Below are 18515 nucleotides of genomic sequence, written 5' to 3'. Positions count from 1 at the left end.
GGAGGCCATCTTGGCAAAAAAGAGCAATCAGAGCGACATCTATGCCCGCCCGCTGCGCAGGCTTATGGTCGGGATTCTGATGGTTTGTCTGTTTTTGGTCTTCCTTGTCTGGCGCATCGACAGTCCACGCGTGGAACGGTTTCGCGCCAATCTGGTGGATCGTGTGGTGCCCAGTTTCGATTGGGCCTTGGTGCCCGTCACGAAACTTGTGGGTATGGTCGAGGATTTTCAGTCCTACCAACGTATCTATGAACAAAATCAGGAATTGCGCCGCGAATTGCAGCAGATGAAAGCCTGGAAAGAGGCCGCGCTTCAACTGGAACAGGAGAACGCGCAACTTCTGAACCTGAACAATGTCAGGCTGGATGCGCAACTGTCCTATGTAACCGGCGTCGTGTTGACCGATAGCGGGTCGCCGTTCCGGCAATCGGTGCTTCTGAACATCGGGGCGCGCGACGGGATAATTGACGGCTGGGCCACCACGGACGGTCTGGGCTTGGCGGGCCGTATCTCGGGTGTCGGTCAGAAAACAAGCCGTGTCATTCTTCTGACTGACAGCAACAGCCGTGTGCCGATCATGGTTCAACCTTCGGGACAGACGGCCTTGCTGGTGGGCGACAACTCGGTCGCGCCACCGATTGATTTCCTTGAAGCGCCGGAAAAAGTGCGCCCTGGCGACCGTGTTGTCTCGTCAGGTGACGGAGGGGTTTTCCCGGCGGGGCTTTTGGTGGGGCACGTCGCCATGGGCACTGACCGTCGTTTGCGTGTCCGTCTTTCCGCCGATTATGAGCGGTTGGAGTTTCTGCGGGTTCTACGCAGTCACCCCGGCGAAAAAGTGGATGATGACGGGGCTTTGATCGTCTCGACGCCTGCGCTTCCCCCGCTGCCAGAAACGATCATTGATGACCTGGAACCCGACGCGCAATCCGATACGTCCTCGGCGGAAGGAGCCGACGGATGACGGACCACCTTACCCTCATGCGTTGGCTGTTCTCGATGGCACTTGCCGCTATCGCGGCGGTTGTGCTGTTCGCCCGTCTTTTGCCGATCGACCTTACGCCGGGGCGCTTTCCCGGCCCAGACATCCTGTTGGCTTTCACCTTCGCATGGGTGCTGCGCCGTCCGGATTATGTGCCGGTCCTTCTGGTTGCGATCCTGTTTTTTCTGATGGACATGTTACTGTTGCGTGTGCCTGGCGTTTGGCCTTTGATGGTTGTTGCAGGGTCCGAGTTCCTGAGGCGCCGCGAATCCGGTCTGCGCGAACAGCCATTCCTTGTCGAATGGGGGCTGGTCGCGATGACGCTGTTCGCCATGCTGATCGGGCAGCGAGTCTTGTTGGCGGTGTTCTTTGTTGATCAGGTGCCACTTGGCCGAGAACTGATGCAGTTGATTTCGACGACGGGGGCCTATCCGCTGGTGGTCTTTGTATCGGTCTTTCTGCTGGGCGTTGAAAAACTGCAACCCGGTGATGATGCAATTACAAGGCAAACGTCATGAAACGATCGCCAATTGATACCGAGAAAAGCGCGCGCGGCATCACCCGTCGAGGTCTTTTTCTTGGCGGATTGCAAGTATCTTTCGCTGCCTTGCTGGTGGGTCGAATGCGGTTCATGCAGGTCGATCAGACCGAAGAATATCGCACACTTGCAGAAGAAAACCGCATCAAGTTTCAACTGATCCCGCCCGCCCGTGGCATGATCCATGACCGGAATGGAAAGCTGATCGCGGGCAACGAGCAGAACTATCGCATCGTCCTGGTGCGCGAAGACGCCGGTGATCCTGCCAAGGTTTTGAAACGGTTGCGCAAGATCGTCTGGATCGAGGATGAAGAGATTGCACGTATCCTGTCCGAGATGAAGCGGCGCAGTTCATTTGTGCCGGTCACGGTGGCGGATCGTGTGGCCTGGGAAGATGTTGCCGAAGTTGCGATCAATGCGCCCGTGTTGCCAGGAATCACGCCCGAGGTCGGATTGTCGCGTATTTATCCCCGAGCCTCCGATTTCGCACATGTGGTCGGCTATGTCGGTCCGGTGTCCGACTATGATCTTGGCAAACTGGAAGACCCGGACCCGCTTCTGCAAATTCCGCGTTTTCAGATAGGTAAAAGCGGGGTTGAGGCGAAGCTGGAACTGTCTCTGCGCGGCTCAGCCGGCACGCGCGAAGTCGAGGTCAACGCAGTCGGGCGTGAAATGCGCGAACTCGGCCGGGAAGATGGGCAGGCGGGCGACAATATCCAGTTAACCATCGATGCGGATCTTCAAGCCTATGTTCAGGCGCGGATGGCAGGTGAGAGCGCGGCGGCGGTGGTCATGGACACGCAAACCGGCGATATATTGGCCATCGGATCGACCCCGTCCTTTGACCCAAATAAATTCGTCCGGGGCATTTCGGGACCGGATTACAAGGCGCTGCTGGACGACCCTTACCGCCCGCTTGCGGCAAAACCGGCACAAGGCACCTATCCGCCGGGATCGACATTCAAAATGATGACGGCATTGGCCGCGCTGGAAGAAGGCGTGATTGGGGTCGATGAAATCGTAAAATGTATCGGGTATATTGAAGTTCGCAATCGACGGTTTCATTGCTGGAAACGGGCTGGGCACGGCAAGGTCGATTTGGTGAAAGGCCTGCGTGAAAGCTGCGACGTCTACTACTATGAGATCGCGCAACGGGTGGGGATTGACAAGATCGCCGCGATGGCCCGACGTTTCGGTCTGGGCGAGCAGCCTGATCTGCCACTGTCCGCAGTCGCGGATGGTTTGATTCCGGACAAGGCATGGAAAAGAGAAGCCCGCAGCGCCGAATGGGTGATAGGCGACAGCCTGAATGCGGGGATCGGACAAGGCTTCGTGTTGACATCGCCGCTGCAACTGGCCGTGATGACGGCGCGGGTTGCGACTGGTCAAGCCATTTCCGCACGGCTGGTGCGCGCGATCAACGGGGTGGAGCAGCCGATCCTGAACGATGGACCGCTGGGCATCGGACAAGCCAATCTGGAGATCGTCCGGCAAGGGATGTACGAGGTTGTGAATGCCAAACGTGGCACGGCTGGGCGCTCCAGGATCGTAGCCGAAGGTCTTCGCATGTCCGGCAAGACCGGCACCAGCCAAGTGCGTAATATCACCAAAGCAGAACGCGCGCGCGGTGTGACCCGCAACGAAGACTTGCCGTGGAACCGGCGCGACCACGCGCTGTTTGTCTGCTATGCGCCGGCAGAAGCACCGCGATACGCGGTATCTGTGGTGGTGGAGCATGGCGGTGGCGGATCAACGGTCGCCGCCCCGATCGCGCGCGATATTCTGCTGCAAACCATTTACGAGGGCGAACCGCCGATTGAAGCCTATCCCTCCAGCCAACGTGGCACCATTCGATCGCGTCAGCGCGAGATAGAAGAATTGCTGAGCCGCCCCCCTGCCGAACGCTTTGCTGACCGGAACGATCAGGCATGAGTTATCTGGAGTATAACGTAAAATACGTGCCAACCGGTTTGCGGAAGGTGCTTTACATCAACTGGTTTCTCGTCCTGCTTCTGACAGCAGCGGCCTGCGTGGGATTCCTGATGCTCTATTCCGTGGCCGGGGGCAGCATGGAGCCGTGGGCTTCGGCACAGATGAAACGGTTCGCCCTTGGTATGTCGCTGATGTTTGCCGTCGCGATGGTGCCGATCTGGTTTTGGCGCAACATGGCAGGGCTGGGATATATCATATCGCTGGTCCTGTTGGTCCTTGTCGAGTTTGTCGGCTCGACCGGTATGGGGGCGCAGCGTTGGATAGATTTGGGATTCATTCGATTGCAGCCATCCGAGTTGTCGAAAATCACCATGGTGATGATCCTTGCCGCCTATTACGACTGGCTTGATATCAAGAAGGTCTCGCGCCCGTTCTGGGTGCTGTTGCCGATCATCCTGATCCTGTTGCCGACCGCGTTGGTTCTGAAGCAACCGGACCTTGGCACGTCGATCCTTTTGCTTGTGGGCGGCGGTGCGATCATGTTTCTGGCCGGTGTCAGCCTGTGGTATTTCGGCGTGGTGATGGCGGCGGGAATTGGGCTGGTGACAACTGTGTTCATGTCACGCGGCACGGATTGGCAGTTGTTGAAGGACTATCAATACCGCCGCATTGATACCTTTCTGGACCCGTCAACCGACCCGCTGGGGGCGGGGTATCACATCACCCAGTCGAAGATCGCGCTGGGGTCGGGGGGGTGGACTGGTCGGGGCTTCATGCAAGGCACGCAATCACGGTTGAACTTCCTGCCGGAAAAGCAGACAGATTTCATCTTTACCACCCTCGCAGAAGAGCTGGGCTTCATCGGCGGTGTATCCCTGCTGGCGCTCTATGTTCTGATCCTGGCATTTTGTATCGCCGCGGCTCTGCAAAACAAGGATCGGTTCAGTTCGCTTTTGATATTGGGCGTGGCGGTCACGTTCTTTCTGTTCTTTGCGGTGAACATGTCGATGGTGATGGGGCTGGCACCTGTTGTGGGTGTGCCGTTGCCGCTGGTCAGCTATGGTGGTTCGGCGATGCTGGTTCTGCTCGTGGGCTTTGGACTGGTTCAAAGCGCACATGTCCACAGGGCGAGGCAGAAACGGTGAGCATCAATGTCCTCTACGCCGGCAATCCCAAACTTTGGCCGGTCTATGACTTCGAACTGAGCAAAGCGCTGGATGAGCATGGTATCTCCGCCCACTTGTCGCGCGACATCACCCCTGAGGATGTGGATTATATCGTCCATGCCCCGAACGGTCCGGTGCAGGATTTCCGATCTTTCACGCGCACTAAAGCCGTGCTTGGCCTGTGGGCGGGCGTTGAAAAGGTGGTGGGCAACCCGACTTTGACGCAACCCTATACCCGGATGGTCGATGACGGGTTAACCGAAGGGATGACCGAGTGGGTCACGGGCCATGTGCTGCGCCACCATCTTGGGATGGATCAGTATATTCACAGAACCGACCCAATCTGGTATCAGCCCGCCCCACCTTTGGCGCGTGATAGGACGATCACTGTTCTGGGCCTTGGGGCCTTGGGGGCAGCTGTCGCGCAGTCGCTGCGGGCGCTGAACTTCAATGTCTGCGGCTGGAGCCGAAACCAGAAAGACATCGCTGGCATTGACTGCCACAGCGGGGACGACGGGTTGCGCGACGTGCTGTCCCGTGCCGAAATCGTTGTCCTTCTGCTGCCCAGGACATCGGCCACCAAGAACATCTTGAATGCCGAGCGTCTGGGTTGGTTGCCGACGGGCGCCGTGATCATAAATCCGGGGCGGGGGCCGTTGATCGACGATCAGGCATTGTTGGCCGCGCTGGACAGCGGGCAGGTTGGTCATGCCACCCTTGATGTGTTCCGGGTTGAACCCTTGCCCGATGATGATCCCTATTGGGCGCATCCCAAGGTGACGGTCACACCGCATATCGCGGCAGATACCCGCCCGACCTCAGCGGCGCGGGTCATTGCGGAAAACATCCGACGGGGCGAGGCAGGTGAGCCGCTGTTGCACGTGGTTGATCGGGGTGCCGGGTATTGATTGGGTCTGTCGCCTAGATGTCCATCCAGATCGTCACCGGTCCGTCGTTCACCAGCGAGACTTTCATATCCGCCCCGAAGCGTCCCTGCTCGGTCGAAATCCCAAGCTGGCGCAGGGCATCCGCGAAGTGATCATACAGCCGTTCCCCTTCGGCGGGGATCGCGGCGGTGGAAAAGCCCGGACGGTTGCCACGCGATGTGTCAGCGGCCAGCGTGAACTGGCTGACCACCAACGCGCCACCTCCGGTATCAAGCAACGAGCGATTCATCTTACCCGCATCATCCTTGAAAATGCGCAGTTTCGCGATCTTGGCGGCCAGCGCATCGGCATTGGCGTCGCTGTCGCCCTCCATCGCGCAAACAAGGATGAGCAGACCCGGCCCGGTCTGTCCAATCTGTTCGTCATCGACATGGACGGCGGCTTGGCTGACGCGTTGGATCAAGGTTCTCATGCTTGGTTTTCCTCTCCATGCCGGCGCACCCATTCATCCAGCGGCGCGCGCGTGGTGCGAAAATCGTTCGCGGGGTGCGTTTCATCGGCATAGCCGAAGGATATCCCGCACAGGATGATGCGATCTTCCGCCAGACCGAACCAGTTGCGCAGAAAAGGCGCATAGGCTGCGACGGCGGCTTGCGGGATCGAGGCGATGCCAAGCGATGTGGCCGCCAGTGTGAAGCCCGTAATGAACCCGCCGCAGTCCAGAAAGGCATAGGAGCCAAGCTCGGCCGGGGCGGTCAGCAAGGCAAAGCAGGGCGCGCCGAACAGTCGGAAGTTTTCCATCATCTGTTGGGCCGATGCCGCCCGATCGCCCCGCGCAACGCCAACGCTTTCATAAAGCTGCAAGCCGCAGGTCTTGCGCCGGGACTGATGCACACCGGTATAGGCGCTGGGCCAAGGAATGTCGGGGGTTTGGGCGGCAGTCATCGCGTGGCTATAAAGTGCAGTGCGCAGACGATCTGTTTCAGCGCCCAGTGTGACATCGACCTGCCATGGCTGCGCGTTGCACCAGCTTGGCACTTTTTGCGCGGCGGTCAGGATTTGGGTGATCGTCTCGTCACGCACCGGATCGGACCGAAATGCGCGGCAGGAATGTCGGGTGCCAAGAAGCGCCGTAAAATCTTCATATTGCATTGTGGGGTCCTATTGGCTTTGGGCCGATAGATAACCGATTGTTGCCGCCACAATCAGCCCCAAAATTACAGCGAAAGTGATCTTCCACGCGGAGTAGGGCCGTTCACCTTGCACGCGCCCGTTTTGCCCATTCACCACGAACCGATAGGTCTTGCCGCGATACTTGTAGGCGGCGAGCCAGACCGGCAGCAGAATGTGTTTGAAAGTCACGTCTGACATCTTTGTATCCATGGAGGTGACGCGCTGGCGGTCCCCTCCAATGTCGAATTTAACATCCCGCAGGATGATCCGGTTCATATAATCGCGGGCTTCGGAAAAGCCCTGCTCCAGATCGACGGTGTAGCCCTCGGCCTGAAACCCGGCCAGATATTCGGGTCGGTAAGGTTCAAGCCGCGACAGGTCCCATGGTTCCAGCGCATCGGTGTATTTTTTCGGCAATCCGCGTGACGCCAGCACAACAACATCATCGAAGAACCGCGCGACCCGCCCGGACACCGGGCGCCACCTGACGGTTTGCGAGCGCTGCTGACGTCGTTTGCCATTGATCGACACCGTTCGAACGCGGTCATGCACCGTTCCGCGTTGACCGCTATAGGTCGTGCGCGTGTCGGCGTCATAGGTCCAATAGGGGACATAGATCCCGGACATGCGGCGCCCCTTTCGAGCGTATTCACGCAGGCCGTTGGGTGCAAACCACAACCGCCCCAGCCATTTGGTCATCGCCTTATGCGCATCGCGTTCCTTGAGCTCAAACGGGGCAAGACCCTTGGGCTTAATCCGCCGATGCGCGCCTGTGTCGGTGACAATCGGCGTGGCGCAGAATGGGCATTCCGAGGCGTGAGTCTTTCCGTCGAACTCGATCAACGCTGCACAGTTCGGACAGGTCAAGACGCGTGTGACCTCTATCTCTGATTCAGGCAGTTGTTCGGACAGCGCACGTTTCAGATCCAGTTCGCGAATGACCGCGACGGCTTGCGGACGATCATCAATCGCCTGTTCAGCACCACAGTAATCGCAGGTCAGCAAGTTGCGTTCTGGATCGAAGCGCAGATCTGCCCCGCATTGATTGCAGGGGAAGCGATATTCTTCCAATGGCGCTTGGGGGTCTTCTGTGTCTTCGCGCGGATTGGCCATCCGGGTCAGCCTCGTATCTCAGGCAGTGGAAAGGGTCGGGCGGCACTAGGGTCGCCCAAAGCGATCAAGCGCCCGGAGCGGGGGGTGGCAGAACGGTGAACAACTGGGCCAGCTCTGAAACGTCTTCAGCCCGTTTCCAACCATCCTGACCGGGGGTCCAGACATGGGTGTCGCGTGTCAGACCACCGGAAGCAGACATGCGGCCCAATGCAGCCTTGGAAAATGGCCCCTTGGTTTCGCCATTTTCCGCAACATGCCAGACACGCTCGACCGGTGGCGGTGGAGGCGCTTGAGGGGCGGTTGCCGCGGGAGCAGCCCCCCAAGGACCGGCCTGTGCCATCTGTCCAGCCATTGCCATACCCATTCCCACACCAAGCCCCGCGCCCATGCCGCCGCCGCTGGGGTTCTGCGCGGCGGCAGTCATGGCTTCGGCGGCGGAATACTGTGTGAACGCGCCCAGATCGCCAGCCACACCCATCGAGGTGCGCTTGTCCAAGGCGGCCTCGACCGCTGGGGGAAGAGAGATGTTTTCGATGTAGAATTCTGGGATGATCAGGCCATATTCGGCGATGATCCCCGAAATTTCGGCGGCGATAAGTTTACCCAGATCAGCCGTGTTTGCGGCCATGTCCAGCACTGGGATGCCCGAACCCGCAATCACGCGGCTGAAGGCTTGCACGATGATGTTGCGGATCTGAAAGCTGATCTCGTCCATCGTGAATTCGCCGTCTGTGCCCACGATTTCAACCAGAAACTTCGCCGGGTCCGAGACGCGAACACTGTAGGTGCCGAAGGCACGGATGCGCGTCGGCCCGAATTCTGGGTCACGCAACATGATCGGGTTCTTCGTGCCCCATTTCAGGTCGTTGAATCTGGTCGTGTTGACGAAATAGACCTCGGACTTGAAGGGCGATTTGAACCCGTGGTCCCAGTTGCTGATCGTGGTCAGGATCGGCATGTTGTTGGTTTCCAACATGTAAAGTCCCGGTGTGAACACGTCGGCCAACTGGCCTTCGTGGACAAATACGGCGGCTTGCCCTTCGCGCACCGTCAGTTTCGCACCATATTTGATCTCGTGGTCTTCACGTTCGAACCGCCAGACCATGGTGTCGCGGGTGTCATCCACCCAATGAATAACGTCGATAAATTCGCCGGTCAGAAAATCAAGAATTCCCATTGTTACGCTCCCTCCCTGGGGTGTCGGTCATACTGCGCCGCCGGTCAATTCGGCGGCAATTTGTTTGATGATTGGGCGAGCCTCGTCCGCCGTCATGTTCGGTCGCAACCGATCATCATAAAGCATACGAAGCAGGTTTTCGTCATGCGTGGTCAGAAGACCGAATTCCTCGTCATCATTGAAGATCGACGGGCGGGCCATCGGGCTGTCATTGGATAGACCCAACCCTTGAGCAACTTCTTCATGGATGCAGGAGGTTCGCATCAGATCCGGGTGTTCGCTGCGGATCACGGCTACCGCTTGCTCGAACTGGCCATTATTGGCCGGGTCACGCCCAAAAACGAGACAATAGGTATCACGCGGCATGTCGATCACCGCACGTTGGCTAAGCGCACTGATCCCGGGAACCACCCGGCGCAGTTCCGGCCCGAAGGCTTTGCGCTCATCCTCGTTCAGAATATAGACGTGAAAATTTCCATCTCCATTGGTCATGCTGATCGGGTGGCCGGTGATCCGGGCCAGTCTGCGCACGTATCTGGACAGAGTGGCCCGATCTTGTGCCTTTTGCTCGTCCGGTGTGGACAATCCAAACTGTAGAGACACCCGCACCGGTTTTTCCCACCGCGTCAGGCGCGATGCATTTTCACGTGCGATCAGGCGTCCGCCGGCTGACGAATATTCCTGAAAGAACGCGATACGCTCGAAATTACGCGCAAGCATGGCCGCGCTGAACGGCACATCAGCGCCGCCCCCGTCGGTGCGCAACAGGCCCTGCGTCAACAAGCTGCGTTGAACGCTGGTGTAATAGGCGGCCAATGCCTCGCTTTCCGCACTGGGCACCACGGGGATCGAGATTGCCCTTGGTTTCGGTGTGGGCGATGTGGGCAGGCCCGCCCCGCTGGGACCGGCCATCTGACATCCCGACAGCGCCAGCATCACTGCCAACGCTCCGGTTGCCTTCGTCAAAGCGTTTCGCCGCATTCCGTCCCTTTCGCAGTCCGTTTATCCGCCTGGCACCGAGCTGGCCATGTTATGCGCAGATGCCGTGCCACGCGACGTGGCTGCGGCAAGCGTTTCTTTCAACTCGGCTTCCATTTTTATCAACTCTTCCTCGGCGGCTGCGCGTTTCGCCTTGCCCTCATCTGCAATCGCCAGACTTTCTTCGATTGTGGCGATCAGTGTCGCATTGGCGGATTTCACGGCTTCAATGTCAAAGACGCCGCGCTCCATTTCCTTGCGCACCATGCGGTTGGCCTCTTGCAGGTTCTCGGCATTTGCGGTCAGTAGTTCATTGGTCAGGTCGGTGGCGGATTTCACGGCCTTCGCAGCTTCGGCGGACCGTTGGATGGTCACTGCCTGCGCCAACTGGGTTTCCCACAGCGGCACGGTGTTCACCAAGGTCGAGTTAATCTTCGTCACCAGAGACTTGTCGTTTTCCTGCACCAAACGGATCGAGGGCAGCGACTGCATCGTCACCTGACGGGTCAGTTTCAGATCATGCACTCGACGTTCCAGATCATCCCGCGCGGCGCGCAGGTCGCGCAATTCCTGCGCTTTGATCACGCCCTGATCTTCTGGCGCACCTGCCACTTCGGCTTCTTTGGCGGGGATGATGGTATCATCAAGTTCGGCCAGCTTGGCCTCGCCCGCCGAAATATAGAGCGCCAGCTCGTCATAAAACTCCAGCGTCTTTTCATAGAGCTTGTCGAGTGATTTGATGTCTTTCAAAAGTGTATGTTCGTGACCTAGAAGATTGTCGGTGATCTTGTCGATCTGTCCCTGAACATCTTCATAGCGCGCCATGAATTTCGCGGCGGGTGCCATGCGGCCCAGCAGTTTCTCCCACCAACTGCGTTCGCGACGCATGTCCATCTCGCTGATCGAAAAGCCGCGGATCGTAGTGACGATGTTGCGCAGGCTGTCGCCGGCTGGCCCCACATCCTTGTTGCGCACGCCGGCCAGCATGTCCTGACTGATGACCTGCAACTCGGCCTGAGCCGCCGACCCAAACTCGATAATCGACTGAGTGTTTTCCATGTCGATCTCGGCCATGCGCTTTTCAATCTCGGCGCTGACTTTCTTGTTGGCCTTTTCCAACGGCACAAGCGCGCTTGAGGGTTCGGGCAGCACGACCGCCGTCACGTCTTCAATGTCCTTCAAGGCTGCTTCGGCCTTCTGGCGGGTTGTATCGGTCATTTGAAAATCCTCACAAGTTACTCGGTTCGCACGCCTTCGCGCGCCAGTCTTTCGCGCAGAACCTCGATTTCGACATCAAGGTCGGTGCGGTTGTCATTCAGGAATTGTCGGGTGCGGGCGGCGAAATTGGCTTCCAGATCGTCCAGCAGGGTTTCATAATCCGCGCGCGCCGTGCCACCGGGCTCGCGCATGTAGATGTCAACAAACTTGGCTGTCGCGTCACGTGCACCCAACAAGTATACACCCAGGTATTTACGTGCAGCGGTCAGGTCGCGGGGGTCGTCTTCGATCGTGCGAAACATATCACGGGCGGTTGCGATGAACCGGTCTACGCGCCCCTCAAGCCGACGATCCTTGGTGCGGTCGATGGTATCTTTCATGACGCGCAGATGTTTCTCGGCCTCGTTGACGGCTCGGGCAACACGGTCGGTCTGAAACTCATCCACATCTTCCATGCCTTTGTCGCGCAGTGGATCCAACCCGAACGAAAACATGTGCAGACCGACGCCCAGAAGTCCAAGCGCCGCCGCGATGATCGGCATGCCATCCACCGAGCCTGCCAGAAACAAGCCGATCCCAGTCATCGCCGAGCCGAACAGCTTGCGCGGAATGGCCGGGCGACGCGCGATCTTGCGAGCGTCATATTCTTCCTGGGCCAGGATGCCTTCGCGCGTCAGCCAGGCGGCGGCGATCAAGGCTCCGAACGCCAACAATCGCAAGATCAGGTCGCCGGGATCGCGGAAGAACGCCAGAAAAGCCAGCGGTATGGGGGCAAGAAACAACAGGTTGACCCGTCCGCCTGCGCGCGAGCGGGTTTTGCCATGATAAGGCGACCGTTCGGCAGGTCCGACATCAGGTCGTGTGTCAGAGTTCCGATCTGATGATTTCGGGCTGAACTCTCCGCCAAAACGCTGTGACATCACGCGCCCCCTGTGATGGAGACATAGAGGATCAACGCGACAAGCACGAAAAAAGCGGTCTTTTGTAGTCCGGTTTCAGACAATCGGGTCCCTTTCCTGGTCACCGTTTCAAAGCCAATATAGGGTCGTATGCTCTCTATCGCTATGGGTTTGTTGACGGAATGCCGTCAGGCCGCCGAAGGGTCTGGTTGGGCTGCCGAAGGTTGGTGTTCGATCAAGCGGTCCCTGTTCCCTTGGTGTGCGACGATGCTCACTTTATATGGGTGCGCTAACATGACAACGGGGAAACGCGCCAATCGTTCCCCGGACATGTAACCGCTTGCGGTCAGCCCTCTAACGGGGCGGATTGAGCGCGCCACTTGCGCAAGGCGCGTCCCATCACCCGATCCCACAACGGCGGGATCAAGGCGATCGTCGCCATCATCGGCAGGGAATAGGGCAACATTGGTGCTTGTTTCGCATCGGGCAGGGTCAACGCAGGATAAGGCCGCATCGGATGGGCGTGGTGGTCTGAATGGCGCGGTGCATTCAACATCATGTGGGACGAAAACCAGTGCGGTGCGTTCCAGCTGTGACCCACGTCCACGGGCACATAATCGCCGTCTGCGCGCTTGTCGCGCAACAGCCCGTAATGCTGGACGTAGTCTGACAACAGTAACTGCATCTGAGCGTGAAGACTCAGCAGAAGATAGGCCAGAAAACCGCCAATTCCACCTATCCACAAGGCGATGCCCATCGTCAGGATAGCCCCCGCGACATAGATGTAATAGGGGTTCATTTCCCGCCGGTGGCTGCGTGCAAGGTCTTGCTTTTCCATCTCATATCCCGCGACGAATGATCCAACCCAGGCGCGCGGCGCAAAGTCATAGAAACTCTCGCCTTCTTCGGCGGTGTTGGGGTCGTCGGGCGTTGCCACCCATCGGTGGTGCACTTTGGGATGGGCTGAACTGTGGTGGCCGAACAGAAGCGTGATATAGACCCATTTGCCAAGCGTGCGCAGTTTCCAGTTGCTGCGATGGATCAACTCGTGCGCATTCGCGTTGGAAACCTGCCCGAAAAACAGCCCAGTGGCCAGAAACGTGCAGGCGGTCGCCACAAGGCTGTGCTGCATCCCACCACCAAGTGAATAGACAACAAGACCCAACAAACCAAAATGGCAAAGCGCAAGCAGGGCCGACAGAAGATCGGCGTCATCGGCTGTTTCATCTTCGTCCAGTGCGGGCGAGATACGCGCGATGATCGCGTCCAGCGCATAGGCCAGCAATGTCATATAGGTCAGGGCCGCAACGGCAAACCAGCCCCCGAAAAGTGCTGCCAGCGCGATCAGCACGACGGGCGTAAGGCTGGCAATCGCGAAAACTCTCATTGGATGTGTTAAAAAACCTGCCATGGGTTCTCCGCTTGCGGCCTCAGGTGAGGACTTGCGCGAAATATCGTGGAAACGGCCAGGATACGCAATCCGCCACATCTATGTCGCTTTTGAATGGCGTCGGTTTGGGCGCGCTGTTTATTGTGGGGCCAGGACATGATTGGGGATCGCAATGGCGCTGGACGGTAAAAAAGGCATCTGGAAATCGGGCAAAGGCAAAGGGCCCCGCAGGCCCAAAGGCCGCCAGATTGATCCTGTGGCGCTGGAGGAGGTTCAGGCACTGTTGGGCGACCGCCCGCGGCGCCGCGATCTTCTGATCGAATTTCTGCACGTGATACAGGATGTCCAAGGCCACCTGTCTGCCGCCCACCTGCGCGCGCTTGCCCACGAATTGAAGATCGGCCAAGCCGAGGCTTACGAGGTCGCAAGCTTCTATGCCCATTTCGATGTGGTGCGTGAGGGTGAAACGCCTCCGCCAGCACTGACCATTCGTGTCTGTGACAGCCTGTCCTGCGAGTTGGCAGGTGCCGAAGCGTTGCAAAGTGCGCTGGAAGACGGATTGGACGCAGATCAGGTGCGCGTGGTGCGGGCACCCTGCATGGGGCGCTGCGATACAGCACCGGTGTTGGAGCTGGGCCATAACCACATCGACCACGCCACGCCCGAAAAGGTTCACGCCGCCATCGCCGCCGGAGACACACACGCCAAACTGCCTGCCTATGAAGACCTCGCGGCTTATCGCGCCGCTGGAGGTTATGCCAAGCTGGAAGACCTGCGCGCCCATGGCGATTGGGAAGCGGTTCAGGAAGATGTTCTGGACGCTGGCCTGCGCGGGCTTGGCGGGGCCGGGTTTCCGTCGGGCAAGAAGTGGGGCTTTGTGCGCGCCAATGCCGGCCCCCGCTATCTGGCGGTGAATGGCGACGAAGGCGAGCCGGGAACGTTCAAGGACCGTTACTATCTGGAACGCACACCGCATCTGATGCTGGAAGGCATGTTGATCGCCGCTTGGGCGGTCGAGGCTGAAACCTGCTTCATCTACATGCGTGATGAGTACCCGGCGGTGTTGGAAGTTCTGCGCCGCGAGATCGCTGCGCTGGAAACCGCAGGGCTGGTTGCGCCGGGCTATATCGACCTGCGCCGGGGTGCTGGCGCTTACATCTGCGGCGAAGAAAGCGCGATGATCGAATCGATCGAAGGCAAGCGCGGCCTGCCGCGTCATCGCCCGCCATTCGTGGCGCAGGTGGGGATATTCGACCGCCCAACACTGGTACATAACGTGGAAACCCTGCATTGGGTGGCCCGCATTCTGCGCGAGGGTGGGGACATTCTGACCGCAGAGGAAAAGAACGGGCGTTCAGGTCTGCGCAGCTATTCTGTTTCGGGTCGTGTGGCCAATCCGGGTGTATATTTGCTACCCGCTGGATCGACGATCCGTGATGTCATTGACGCCTGCGGCGGTATGGCCGGCGGGCATCGTTTCAAAGCCTATCAACCGGGCGGTCCGTCTTCGGGCTTGTTGCCCGCATCGATGGACGATATCCCGCTGGATTTCGACACACTCCAACCACATGATACGTTTATCGGCTCGGCGGCGGTTGTGGTCCTGTCGGATCAGGACAGCGCGCGCGATGCTGCGCTGAACATGCTGCGGTTCTTCGAAGATGAAAGCTGCGGTCAATGCACGCCGTGCCGGTCGGGCTGCGAAAAAGCGGTGAAGCTGATGCAGGCCGACCGCTGGGATCAGGATTTGCTGACTGAGCTTTGTACTGTGATGCAGGATGCCTCGATCTGCGGGTTGGGGCAGGCGGCACCGAATCCCATTTTGCTGACCATGAAGCACTTTCCCGACGAAATTTGACGCGCCTTCGGCGGCAGTGTTCTTCCCACGTCACACTTGATCCGTGTGGCCGTGCCGCGCATCAGTATGCACGTGGTAAGTCTTCTGCAAACACCCGATCTTAACGGCCTTCGTTCAAGGATGACGACATGAGCAACCTGCCGATCCTGTTGGGCCTGTGTTTTTCCCTGGCATATTTCCCCCTGACCTCGTCCGCGCCGTCTTGGCCGCGGTCGGCCATCAAGACCATACCGCTGTTGGCTTTCGCGCTGGCGGCCTATCTTGCAGATATGGGGCCATACCTTGTGGCAGGGCTGTTTCTGTCCGCGTTGGGGGATCTTGGCTTGTCGCGTGACGGAAACGGGCCGTTTCTTTATGGATTGTCCGCGTTTGCCTTGGCGCATCTGGCTTATATTCTGCATTTTCTGGGGGTCTCGGGTGCGCCGTTGTGGGATGCGTTCTGGACGGCTCCTGTTGTTGCAATCGCCCTTGTCGCCCTGATGGTGTCGACCGAGGTGTGGCTGGCAAGCCCTACCGGACATTTGCAATGGCCCGTCCGCATCTATGTCGTAATTATCGGTGCCATGGGGCTGGCCGCGCTGACATTGCCGTTCGGGTGGACCGTGGTTGGCGCGGGATTGTTTATTGTCTCGGACGTAATCCTTGCAATCAATCTGTTTCGGATGTCCGACACACATCACCATCGGCTTAAGGCCGGATACGCAGTCTGGGCGTTCTATATCGCAGGGCAGGCGTTGATCCTTTGGGGTGGGTTACAAGGCTGACCGCCACGCTGCCCCCTTCCATCCGTCCCCCATGTGGCTTAGGTGGAGAGTAAGCGATCAAGAGGGCGCACATGGCTTTTTTCTCGAAACTCAAGGAACGTCTGTTCAAATCGTCATCCAAGCTGGAAGAAGGGCTTGAGGCGATTGTCGAGGATGGTGGCGAAGAAGAACTGGTCGAAGCTCCAGTGGATGCCGGTAAGGCCGACAAGTCAGCACCGCTTGTGCCCCCGTCGGAAGCGTCGGATGTAGCGCCTGAGCCTGAGCCTGAGCTTGAGCCTGAATTTGATCAAGCCGCGGCGGATGCGGAATATGAAACTCTCATGGCCGAAATGGCAGACGTGACGCCCGAACAGGCGGCGGCTGCGGAGGCTTTGGAGCCTTGGGTTGAGCCTGATGAGGGGATCGCCGGATCGCTGAATGAGCAGCTCGATGAAGTTGAGGACGTGATCGAAACCTTGGCAGAACCGGCCAATGAAGCGATGGTTGAAGAGGCCCTTGAAGCGCCGGAAGAGGTCGCGGAGGCTTCACCCGAACCCGAACCCGAACCCGAACCCGAGTCAACTGCACCTGCCGCTCCCGCACCGCTGGATGTTGCCGCCGAGGTGGCACCAGATCCCGCCGCAAGACCCGGCCTTTTGGGTCGCATGTTCGGACGACGAGAGGCCAAGACCGTCGTGCGCCGGATCGTCGATGACGACATGTTGGAAAGCCTTGAAGATCTGATGATCACTTCGGATATGGGCGTCGACACGGCGATGCGTGTGACGGCCAACATCTCTGAAAGCTATTTCGGAAAGAAATTGTCAGTGGACGAAATAAAATCTGTTCTGGCCGCCGAAGTCACCCGCATCATGGAACCCGTCGCTGTTCCCATGCCGCTCTATTCCAAACGGCCGCAGGTTGTGCTGATCGTGGGCGTGAATGGTGCGGGCAAAACCACGACGATCGGCAAACTGGCAAGCCAGTTCACGGCTGCGGGGAAGAAGGTCGTGATCGCGGCGGGCGATACGTTCCGCGCCGCGGCGGTCGAACAATTGCAGGTCTGGGGGGACCGCGCCGGTGTCCCCGTCCTGACCGCGCCCGAAGGCTCGGACCCCGCCTCACTTGCGTACGATGCCATGACCAAGGCCGAGGCGGACGGTGCCGATCTGCTGATGATCGACACTGCCGGACGATTGCAAAACCGTGCCGATCTGATGGAAGAACTGGCCAAGATCGTGCGTGTTATCAAGAAAAAGGACGACACTGCACCGCACAATACCATTCTGGTACTGGATGCGACCACGGGGCAGAATGCCTTGTCGCAGGTTGGGACGTTTCAGAAACTTGCCGATGTGTCCGGGTTGGTGATGACGAAGCTTGATGGCACCGCAAAGGGCGGCGTTCTGGTCGCATTGGCCGACAAGTTCGCCTTGCCCATACACGCGATCGGAGTAGGCGAGCAGATCGACGACCTGGCTCCTTTCGATCCCGAAGAATTCGCCCGTGCCCTGATCGGCATCACCGAATAGGCACGTGTAATGAGTGAGCGGGAATGAGCGATTGGCTGCTATCGCTGGAAGGCACCGAGGCTGGTCAACAGGTCGCGTTGATGCTCGCCTTGCTTGCCGCTTTTCTTCACGCGCTCTTCGGGGCGTTGCAGAAGGGGCGTCATGATCCGTGGCTGTCACGCGGTGCGATTGATTTTTCATACGGTGTGATCGCGGCACCTTTCGCCTTGTTTGTCGTGCCATGGCCCGAACCGCATATGTGGCCGATCTTTGCCGTCGCGTTCGTAATCCATGTCACCTACAAGATCGCACAAAGCTATACTTATGTGCTGGGGTCCTACACGGTCGTTTATCCGGTGGTGCGCGGCACTGGCCCCTTGTTTACTGTGATCGGGGCCGGGCTGTTGTTTGGCGAACATTTCACCACCGTGCAGTGGCTTGGGGTGGCGACCTTGGTTGCGGGTATATTCGCGCTGGCGGCCTATAACTTGCGGCATTGGCCGTTGGGACGCGCACAGTTGAAGCCGGCGCTCGCCATGGCGGTTGTGACTGGCTTGTTCGTTGCGGCCTATACGACGTTTGACGCCTATGGAATCCGCGCCACAGCCAACCCCTTCACCTTCCTTGCGTGGTTTTTCTTCATCGACGGGTTCTTCATGCCCGTCATTGCCGGTCTGCGCTGGAGGAACATGTCAAACCGCCCGTCGCTTGGCCCCTTGATGAGGCGGGGTTTGCTTGGGGCGTTTGTTGCCTATTTCAGCTTCGGGTCAATCATGCTGGCCACCCGGCTGGACAGTGTCGGTGAAGCAGCCGTGTTGCGCGAAACCTCGACCGTTTTTGCGGCGCTGATCGGCTGGCTTGTGCTGAAAGAACGGGTCGGTCCGCGTCGTGTCGCGATGATGGCTTTGATCGCCGCAGGCGCCGTGATAGTCGAGATGGGCGGATAAGGAGGC

At 58.8% G+C, this 18515-nt stretch carries 17 protein-coding genes; 9 read left to right on the top strand and 8 right to left on the bottom strand.

Annotation, left to right across the window (positions count from 1 at the left end; all coding sequences use genetic code 11):
• Positions 1 to 10 precede the first annotated feature (10 nt).
• From mreC to AC13C8_RS15245, 5 genes are read left to right on the top strand one after another with little or no spacing between them, the layout of a single operon-like run.
• Positions 11 to 961: a rod shape-determining protein MreC gene (gene mreC, locus AC13C8_RS15265; RefSeq protein ID WP_482848137.1), complete on the top strand. Its 951-nt coding sequence runs from the start codon at positions 11 to 13 to the stop codon at positions 959 to 961.
• Positions 958 to 1497 (top strand): hypothetical protein, encoded by a 540-nt coding sequence (locus AC13C8_RS15260; RefSeq protein ID WP_091431400.1) that lies wholly within the window; start codon positions 958 to 960, stop codon positions 1495 to 1497. The genes mreC and AC13C8_RS15260 overlap by 4 nt, the downstream gene beginning before the upstream one ends.
• Positions 1494 to 3449: a penicillin-binding protein 2 gene (gene mrdA, locus AC13C8_RS15255; RefSeq protein ID WP_482848135.1), complete on the top strand. Its 1956-nt coding sequence runs from the start codon at positions 1494 to 1496 to the stop codon at positions 3447 to 3449. Before AC13C8_RS15260 ends, mrdA begins: the two co-directional genes overlap by 4 nt.
• On the top strand, positions 3446 to 4594 hold the full coding sequence (gene rodA / locus AC13C8_RS15250) for a rod shape-determining protein RodA (RefSeq protein ID WP_091431396.1): 1149 nt from the start codon (positions 3446 to 3448) through the stop codon (positions 4592 to 4594). Before mrdA ends, rodA begins: the two co-directional genes overlap by 4 nt.
• Positions 4591 to 5523, top strand: coding sequence for a 2-hydroxyacid dehydrogenase (locus tag AC13C8_RS15245; protein WP_482848133.1), 933 nt, complete (start codon positions 4591 to 4593; stop codon positions 5521 to 5523). The genes rodA and AC13C8_RS15245 overlap by 4 nt, the downstream gene beginning before the upstream one ends.
• A 13-nt stretch (positions 5524 to 5536) precedes the next feature.
• Here the strand turns inward: AC13C8_RS15245 and dtd are convergent, their stop codons facing one another.
• The 8 genes from dtd to AC13C8_RS15205 form a co-directional block, all read right to left on the bottom strand.
• Positions 5537 to 5974: a D-aminoacyl-tRNA deacylase gene (gene dtd / locus AC13C8_RS15240; RefSeq protein ID WP_091431392.1), complete on the bottom strand. Its 438-nt coding sequence runs from the start codon at positions 5972 to 5974 to the stop codon at positions 5537 to 5539.
• A complete protein-coding gene (locus tag AC13C8_RS15235; protein WP_482848132.1) occupies positions 5971 to 6654 on the bottom strand; it encodes a nitroreductase in 684 nt (227 codons plus the stop codon). Before AC13C8_RS15235 ends, dtd begins: the two co-directional genes overlap by 4 nt.
• Before the next feature lie 9 nt (positions 6655 to 6663).
• On the bottom strand, positions 6664 to 7788 hold the full coding sequence (locus AC13C8_RS15230; protein WP_482848131.1) for a TFIIB-type zinc ribbon-containing protein: 1125 nt from the start codon (positions 7786 to 7788) through the stop codon (positions 6664 to 6666).
• 64 nt (positions 7789 to 7852) lie between these two features.
• The gene (locus tag AC13C8_RS15225; RefSeq protein ID WP_482848130.1) at positions 7853 to 8965 is read right to left on the bottom strand and encodes an SPFH domain-containing protein; all 1113 of its coding nucleotides are present in this window, start codon (positions 8963 to 8965) and stop codon (positions 7853 to 7855) included.
• 27 nt (positions 8966 to 8992) lie between these two features.
• Positions 8993 to 9946, bottom strand: coding sequence for a DUF2927 domain-containing protein (locus AC13C8_RS15220; RefSeq protein ID WP_482848129.1), 954 nt, complete (start codon positions 9944 to 9946; stop codon positions 8993 to 8995).
• Between the two features lie 21 nt (positions 9947 to 9967).
• Positions 9968 to 11161 carry a toxic anion resistance protein gene (locus AC13C8_RS15215; RefSeq protein WP_091431383.1) on the bottom strand — a complete coding sequence of 398 codons (1194 nt, stop codon included), beginning with the start codon at positions 11159 to 11161 and terminating at the stop codon, positions 9968 to 9970.
• Between the two features lie 17 nt (positions 11162 to 11178).
• The gene (locus AC13C8_RS15210; RefSeq protein ID WP_482848128.1) at positions 11179 to 12081 is read right to left on the bottom strand and encodes a 5-bromo-4-chloroindolyl phosphate hydrolysis family protein; all 903 of its coding nucleotides are present in this window, start codon (positions 12079 to 12081) and stop codon (positions 11179 to 11181) included.
• A gap of 325 nt (positions 12082 to 12406) precedes the next feature.
• Positions 12407 to 13471, bottom strand: a complete 1065-nt coding sequence (locus AC13C8_RS15205) for an alkane 1-monooxygenase (RefSeq protein WP_482848126.1) — start codon at positions 13469 to 13471, stop codon at positions 12407 to 12409.
• Between the two features lie 151 nt (positions 13472 to 13622).
• Between AC13C8_RS15205 and AC13C8_RS15200 the strand changes: the two genes are divergently transcribed.
• The 4 genes from AC13C8_RS15200 (at position 13623) to AC13C8_RS15185 (ending at position 18509) form a co-directional block, all read left to right on the top strand.
• Positions 13623 to 15308: an NAD(P)H-dependent oxidoreductase subunit E gene (locus AC13C8_RS15200; protein WP_482848125.1), complete on the top strand. Its 1686-nt coding sequence runs from the start codon at positions 13623 to 13625 to the stop codon at positions 15306 to 15308.
• A 128-nt stretch (positions 15309 to 15436) separates the two neighbouring features.
• Complete coding sequence (locus AC13C8_RS15195) at positions 15437 to 16072, top strand: lysoplasmalogenase (protein WP_482848124.1); 636 nt, start codon at positions 15437 to 15439, stop codon at positions 16070 to 16072.
• A gap of 71 nt (positions 16073 to 16143) precedes the next feature.
• The gene (ftsY, locus tag AC13C8_RS15190) at positions 16144 to 17583 is read left to right on the top strand and encodes a signal recognition particle-docking protein FtsY (protein ID WP_482848123.1); all 1440 of its coding nucleotides are present in this window, start codon (positions 16144 to 16146) and stop codon (positions 17581 to 17583) included.
• A 23-nt stretch (positions 17584 to 17606) separates the two neighbouring features.
• Positions 17607 to 18509 carry an EamA family transporter gene (locus AC13C8_RS15185; RefSeq protein WP_091431373.1) on the top strand — a complete coding sequence of 301 codons (903 nt, stop codon included), beginning with the start codon at positions 17607 to 17609 and terminating at the stop codon, positions 18507 to 18509.
• Positions 18510 to 18515: the final 6 nt, after the last annotated feature.

The organism is Aliiroseovarius sp. B-4 (assembly GCF_056857795.1).
This window is presented reverse-complemented; position numbering and strand designations above follow the sequence as displayed.

Excerpts from the sequence above, each read along its gene's own strand:
- AC13C8_RS15185 (WP_091431373.1), top strand. The coding sequence starts at position 17,607 with ATGAGCGATTGGCTGCTATCGCTGGAAGGCACCGAGGCTGGTCAACAG.
- mrdA (WP_482848135.1), top strand. The coding sequence starts at position 1,494 with ATGAAACGATCGCCAATTGATACCGAGAAAAGCGCGCGCGGCATCACC.
- AC13C8_RS15195 (WP_482848124.1), top strand. The coding sequence starts at position 15,437 with ATGAGCAACCTGCCGATCCTGTTGGGCCTGTGTTTTTCCCTGGCATAT.
- AC13C8_RS15225 (WP_482848130.1), bottom strand. The coding sequence starts at position 8,965 with ATGGGAATTCTTGATTTTCTGACCGGCGAATTTATCGACGTTATTCAT.
- AC13C8_RS15260 (WP_091431400.1), top strand. The coding sequence starts at position 958 with ATGACGGACCACCTTACCCTCATGCGTTGGCTGTTCTCGATGGCACTT.
- AC13C8_RS15230 (WP_482848131.1), bottom strand. The coding sequence starts at position 7,788 with ATGGCCAATCCGCGCGAAGACACAGAAGACCCCCAAGCGCCATTGGAA.
- AC13C8_RS15215 (WP_091431383.1), bottom strand. The coding sequence starts at position 11,161 with ATGACCGATACAACCCGCCAGAAGGCCGAAGCAGCCTTGAAGGACATT.
- ftsY (WP_482848123.1), top strand. The coding sequence starts at position 16,144 with ATGGCTTTTTTCTCGAAACTCAAGGAACGTCTGTTCAAATCGTCATCC.
- AC13C8_RS15220 (WP_482848129.1), bottom strand. The coding sequence starts at position 9,946 with ATGCGGCGAAACGCTTTGACGAAGGCAACCGGAGCGTTGGCAGTGATG.
- AC13C8_RS15210 (WP_482848128.1), bottom strand. The coding sequence starts at position 12,081 with ATGTCACAGCGTTTTGGCGGAGAGTTCAGCCCGAAATCATCAGATCGG.
- dtd (WP_091431392.1), bottom strand. The coding sequence starts at position 5,974 with ATGAGAACCTTGATCCAACGCGTCAGCCAAGCCGCCGTCCATGTCGAT.
- AC13C8_RS15235 (WP_482848132.1), bottom strand. The coding sequence starts at position 6,654 with ATGCAATATGAAGATTTTACGGCGCTTCTTGGCACCCGACATTCCTGC.
- rodA (WP_091431396.1), top strand. The coding sequence starts at position 3,446 with ATGAGTTATCTGGAGTATAACGTAAAATACGTGCCAACCGGTTTGCGG.
- AC13C8_RS15200 (WP_482848125.1), top strand. The coding sequence starts at position 13,623 with ATGGCGCTGGACGGTAAAAAAGGCATCTGGAAATCGGGCAAAGGCAAA.
- AC13C8_RS15205 (WP_482848126.1), bottom strand. The coding sequence starts at position 13,471 with ATGGCAGGTTTTTTAACACATCCAATGAGAGTTTTCGCGATTGCCAGC.